The sequence below is a fragment of the Lysobacter sp. Root494 genome (assembly GCF_001427225.1).
GTDB lineage: Bacteria > Pseudomonadota > Gammaproteobacteria > Xanthomonadales > Xanthomonadaceae > Agrilutibacter.
Genome location: NZ_LMFH01000012.1, coordinates 1 through 5,343 on the forward strand (window position 1 = coordinate 1; position 5,343 = coordinate 5,343).

At 55.6% G+C, this 5,343-nt stretch carries 8 protein-coding genes; all 8 read right to left on the reverse strand.

All coding sequences use genetic code 11. The features are described from left to right. Positions 1-103: 103 nt before the first annotated feature. The 8 genes from ASD14_RS16170 to ASD14_RS15590 all read right to left on the reverse strand — a co-directional run bounded on the left by ASD14_RS16170 (position 104) and on the right by ASD14_RS15590 (position 5,233). On the reverse strand, positions 104-538 hold the full coding sequence (locus ASD14_RS16170; RefSeq protein WP_157475478.1) for a hypothetical protein: 435 nt from the start codon (positions 536-538) through the stop codon (positions 104-106). A 309-nt stretch (positions 539-847) separates the two neighbouring features. Beyond that, positions 848-1,201 carry an HNH endonuclease signature motif containing protein gene (locus tag ASD14_RS15850; protein WP_082539048.1) on the reverse strand — a complete coding sequence of 118 codons (354 nt, stop codon included), beginning with the start codon at positions 1,199-1,201 and terminating at the stop codon, positions 848-850. Positions 1,202-1,560: 359 nt separating this feature from the next. Further along, positions 1,561-1,956 (reverse strand): hypothetical protein, encoded by a 396-nt coding sequence (locus ASD14_RS16585; protein WP_056136078.1) that lies wholly within the window; start codon positions 1,954-1,956, stop codon positions 1,561-1,563. A gap of 921 nt (positions 1,957-2,877) precedes the next feature. Further along, complete coding sequence (locus ASD14_RS15570; protein ID WP_056136084.1) at positions 2,878-3,246, reverse strand: hypothetical protein; 369 nt, start codon at positions 3,244-3,246, stop codon at positions 2,878-2,880. 382 nt (positions 3,247-3,628) lie between these two features. Continuing rightward, entirely contained in the window at positions 3,629-4,009 is a 381-nt protein-coding gene (locus ASD14_RS15575; RefSeq protein WP_056136087.1) for a hypothetical protein, read from the reverse strand. Between the two features lie 90 nt (positions 4,010-4,099). After that, the gene (locus ASD14_RS15580; protein WP_056136089.1) at positions 4,100-4,360 is read right to left on the reverse strand and encodes a hypothetical protein; all 261 of its coding nucleotides are present in this window, start codon (positions 4,358-4,360) and stop codon (positions 4,100-4,102) included. 129 nt (positions 4,361-4,489) lie between these two features. Next, entirely contained in the window at positions 4,490-4,729 is a 240-nt protein-coding gene (locus ASD14_RS15585; protein ID WP_056136092.1) for a hypothetical protein, read from the reverse strand. Positions 4,730-4,795: 66 nt separating this feature from the next. Further along, positions 4,796-5,233 carry a T6SS immunity protein Tdi1 domain-containing protein gene (locus ASD14_RS15590; RefSeq protein WP_056136095.1) on the reverse strand — a complete coding sequence of 146 codons (438 nt, stop codon included), beginning with the start codon at positions 5,231-5,233 and terminating at the stop codon, positions 4,796-4,798. Positions 5,234-5,343 lie beyond the last annotated feature (110 nt).

Below are 5,343 nucleotides of genomic sequence, written 5' to 3' on the forward strand. Positions count from 1 at the left end.
GTCGCCGGAAAGCCAAACGAAGGAATCCTGGACGAAGGTCGCAGTGCTGGCACTCGCGGGAAACCACTTTGACGCTTTTGATCTTAGCGGCCTAACGCCTGAATTAAGCCGAGCCGCGAAGCGGCTTCGGCTTGAATGAATTGTTAGGCCGGTACCAACGCGCCGAAGATGGAAGCAGTAGCAGAATACAAGAAACGATCACCATTATTTCCTGGGTGATGTAGATGGCTTTGCCAGTTGTAGGCAGGGACCATGGCAAGGCGATTATTCCCAATGCGGTCAGGAAAATCGACAGCCAGCGGATCCAGTTGCTACCCAGATAAATGGCTCTTAGGTAGAAGTAGATGATGCTAAATACCACGAGCCAAGCAAAAATACGCCCGGCCGAATCCGGCAAGCCTTTGGTTACGAATGTGTGTCCGAATCCCAATGCGAAACTAGCTGCGTGGATTGCGACCGAAGCCATGACTACACGCGGCGGCGCAGTTGTGAGCGGGGCAGCAGCGGTCGGAGCGGCGTAAGGATTTTTATCTGTCACGAACTCTCCAGCCGGCCTAACGCCTGAGTTAAGTGGAGCCGCGAAGCGGCTTCCACTTGAACGAATTGTTAGGCCTCAAATCTTGCGCCACTTGACCAACTGATTGCAGCCAGCGTTTGGTTGAACCTGATCTCTGTGCCTTGGCGAAGCCGAGTTTTCACAAGTTGCTGTTGTGAACTGACCCTCGTAGGAGACGTAGCCGGGAGACTCATATTGCCTTTGACCATCCCAGTAATCGCAAGTGAAACACTGAGTCATAGTTGCTGGGTTCTTGTCCATTGCGTAGATCCCCCTGAGTGAGTGGCTTTACTACTGGTGCTCCATTGGCACAAATCTAGTCGCAAACCGACTGATCCACCAACTGTAGTCGTCAAATTTCTTTTGCCGCTGTGCAGTGATGATGATTCTCGCCGCCGCAATGTACTCGCTACGCTTATCTGCTGAATATGGCTCTGAGGTAGGCGAATGATGATGCTTTAGGGCATTACAAACGGCACAGGCAATGACGATGTTGTCAGCACTGTCTGGGCCGCCATGATGCTTTGGAACAAGATGATCTTCTTGAGACTGAGAGAACTCCTCGAATGAGGCGAGCAGATCTTTAAGGCAGTAAATGCAGCGTCCATTTGAGTCATTGAACGCTTGCCAGAAATAGCTGGACATCTCTTCACGCTCCCGAGAACTTGCCTTTGAGGCCTAACGCCTGAATTAAGCCGAGCCGCGAAGCGGCTTCGGCTTGAATGAACTGTTATGCAGCCCGGAGAGTGGGTGAAGTAGGGCTGTTGAAGTGATCTTAGCCCAGGACAATCGGTACACGGGAATCACCCCCCGAAAGCCAGGACACGAATCGGGCGAGCTCGGCTGGCCGAAGACGAGTACGCCGCAATCGGAGAAAACGACACTCGCCAAGGGAGTGACGCGCGGCGAGGTGTTGCCGAAGCAGGCTTTTGCAGTGCGCGATGCAAACCGGTTTTTGCGAGAGCCCGCATCAGGCTATTTCTCCACCGCGCATAACGCCTGAATTAAGCCGAGCCGCGAAGCGGCTTCGGCTTGAATGAATTGTTAGGGCCCAACCCGCGACACATAAGGTGTGTCAAAGAGGCGACAGCAGCCCCGCATACGATGGCAAACCCACCTAGAAGCACGTCGAATGGAAGCGCGACGACGCCAGGAGCGATGCCGAGCAGAATGATGTAGAACCACCGCGGCTTACCGTATCGAATCAGCGCGAAATAAATTGGTGCGCCAACAGCCACAACAGGGAGAGCACCGAAGAACAGTGCTGCCTCAAAGAAGAATTTTGACCCGCCAGCTGGCCCGGAAGTGAAAGAACCGACCAAAGCCATTCCGGCAGCGACGACCAGCAGAGCCGTGAGCGCGGCGATTTGAACAATTAAGAACAACCGAAATGTGCGCATTGGGGCCTAACGCCTGAATTAAGCCGAGCCGCGAAGCGGCTTCGGCTTGAATGAATTGTTAGGCCACATGCCGAGGGCGGGCAAGGTACAGATCGCCAGCGGCAGTGACCGTGAACTCAGCCGAGCAATTGTGCTGGGCGAACTGTGGAGCGCGGTTGCGAAAGTAATAGTAGCGGCCTTGCCGAATGCGCCAGCGAATGAAGCCCAGAGCGGACAGCCGGCCAACAATGGCTGAGATCTCTCTAAAGCCAACGTCACGCTCATAGAAGGTTCCCAGAACGGGGCGGGCTGTCTTGAAGTGCACGTACTCACCCTCGGCCATAGCCAAGGTACGATCTTCAATGTCAGTGAGCAGGGGTCTTTCCAATGTGGCCTAACGCCTGAATTAAGCCGAGCCGCGAAGCGGCTTCGGCTTGAATGAATTGTTAGGCCGCAACCGACTAGTGCCGCAATGCGCCGCTAACCTTGCCATGCTCTGTACTGCCGAAGAGGCCATAAGAAACATGAGAACCCTCGAAGCTTGAGCCGAAAACGCTGCCAACGAACGAAGTGTAGGCATCGCATAACTCTGAAGAAAGAAGTATCTCAAGCTTGCCGGATTGGTATTGGTAGGCCGGTCGAGACACGGAACCCTTTGGGGCGAAGAGCGGCCGTGCCTGGTACCACGTGCCCGATATGCAAGTCTCGGCAGGGATGTCCGTAAGGGCAAAACTGAACGACAGGGGCGCGGCTTTGCCGGAAACGACAAAGTCCCACGTGCCCGTCACGAGGCTAGGAGCCGAAGGCTTGACGCCAGTTTGCGCGGGTGCCGAGGCGCAGCCTGATGCGAGGAGGACTAAGAAGGCAGTAGCGAGAACTTTCATTGCGGCCTAACGCCTGAATTAAGCCGAGCCGCGAAGCGGCTTCGGCTTGAATGAATTGTTAGGCCGCATTTGCGACCTTGGGAAGCAGGAAGTACGCAACCACGAGGGCCATGACGCAGAACAGTGCCAGGAAGTAGTTGACCGCTGCAACGAACGTAACAGCAAAGGCCTTGATCTCACGAGACCTGCCACTGCGCCAAAAGTAAATGGCAACGATAAGCGAAAGCAAAGCCGAGGCCCCTAGTGCTGCGGGAGCGTGAGGCAACCACCGGGCATGGGTCTCGCTGATGGAAGGAATGGTGGTACCGAACGTGCGGAAATGGTCCGCAGGATATGCGGTGAGGATGTGGGAAATGAGTGAACCAGCCGACAGCACAGCGGCCAAGCTACCGACAAAGATCCAAACGGACAGGACGATTCGGGTCATGCGGCCTAACGCCTGAATTAAGCCGAGCCGCGAAGCGGCTTCGGCTTGAATGAATTGTTAGGGCGCAACACCGCAATCGCCCCGTGCAGAGTCCAGAGCTGCCTGAGCACCGGCAACATCAGCAGCGGCGGATGCAACTTTGCCAAATGCTTGAGGAGTTGGGGAGTCTGTGGCTGCAGCTTTGGCCTGCTCAAGCTTGGCCTCGGCCGCGGCCAAGCGCGCTTGTGCCTCTCGGACTTGCGCGGTGCAACCGGATCGCTGCGGAGTACCAGCGCACGCCGCGGTACCGAGGATCAGAAGGATCAGTAACGAGAGTCTTGCCATTGCGCCCTAACGCCTGAATTAAGCCGAGCCGCGAAGCGGCTTCGGCTTGAATGAATTGTTAGGTGCCCAGCCCGGAGCGTTTCCGGTGCAGGGCTAACCCAACGCGTGCAAACAACAGTACCGCGAATGCGATAGCGCCGACTTGCGCCAGCACCGGACGATCGATCGGCGTACCCGGGCGGAAGGCAAACCAAAGCATGGCCAGCGCAAGCATGAGCAAGACAAGTACGGCTAGAACCTTGGCAAGTCGGCTTGAGAAGGGAAAGACAAGGAAAGGAATTGCAACAACCAGGAAGGCGGCACCAACAATGAAGGCAAAGGCCTGGCCAGTTTTGACTGCACCAGACGCTGCCACTACAAGCCAGATCACGCCAAGCAAAACGATGCCGGCGCCGGCAAGGAGTGACAATGTTTTTATCAGCTTGCCGAATTGCCTCATTGGCACCTAACGCCTGAATTAAGCCGAGCCGCGAAGCGGCTTCGGCTTGAATGAATTGTTAGGCCGCGTCGCAGTGGCCTTTTTTTGGCGTTACTCAACGAACCAGTAGTTGCCCTCGATAACGCCCGACCTATCACCAGCCTCTTTTGCGTCAGGTGCGGATATAAAAGCCTTTGCCTTATCGAGATCCGCTACCTTGAAGATAAAGACGACTTCGTTGGAGTCCTCAACTCCGCGCCATAGGTCCTCAAGCGATAGCCCAGCTTTGTTATGAGCCTCTGAGTGCGAGTCGAAAACCGATTTCCACTTGGCGAAGTCAGCTACTTTGTTCCTACAGACCATTCTAATCATCACCGTCCTCCTCAGTGTTGCGTCGGTATGACGTGGGTGGGTAGCGGCCTAACGCCTGAATTAAGCCGAGCCGCGAAGCGGCTTCGGCTTGAATGAATTGTTAGGCAGCAAGCGGGATCGCATGGAGGCCTATCGCTTGTTGCCACGCAACAGCAGGTAACCAAACCAAACAATGCCGGCAACGTACACGAAAAGCAGTAGCCAGTAGAGCGCGGAGCTTGGGGCAAGGGACTGATGAATCCCGGAGAAGATCGAGTGCCGACCTGTAGCGGCCGGGACTCCTCGCCAGATCAAGTCCACGAGTAGACGGATGCTGACAAATGCAGCCAGTGCCGAGATTATTGAACCGGATGCCTTGATGTTGGACATGCTGCCTAACGCCTGAATTAAGCCGAGCCGCGAAGCGGCTTCGGCTTGAATGAATTGTTAGGCGCGCTAGCCGACGATGCTGAGTTTGACATGTGTGCCATCTGGCAGGCCCTCAATTTGTTGGGCAATGTCGCCGGAAGCGGATATAAGCCCACTCAGCGAGATAGTTGCAAGGTTGTCACCACCGTACTCACCGCCAAGTGTCCCAGGAATTTTGAGGCAGTACTTGAAGCCCGGCCGGAGCGGTCCAAGGCGTTCGCGGGCTTGCTGCACCAATCCGCTCATATACCAGTCCCCTAGGAACTCTTGGTCTTGAGAGAGCCGATCGAGCTCCTCTCTCGATTGCGCTATGACCTTGCAGTAGAGATCCTCTGGGCAAAGGCGCCAATAGCGTCCGCTCTGATCTTTGACTATTAGGTTGCCAAAATCGTTATCTCCGACGATTTGGTCAGGTTCTAGGCCAGTCCAGCCCCACGCCTCTTTGACGATCGCGATTAGTTCCATGCGCGCCTAACGCCTGAATTAAGCCGAGCCGCGAAGCGGCTTCGGCTTGAATGAATTGTTAGGCCGCGTGCCCAAAGACCCCAAGCCCCAGTGCTGCGACCTGCCTGGAA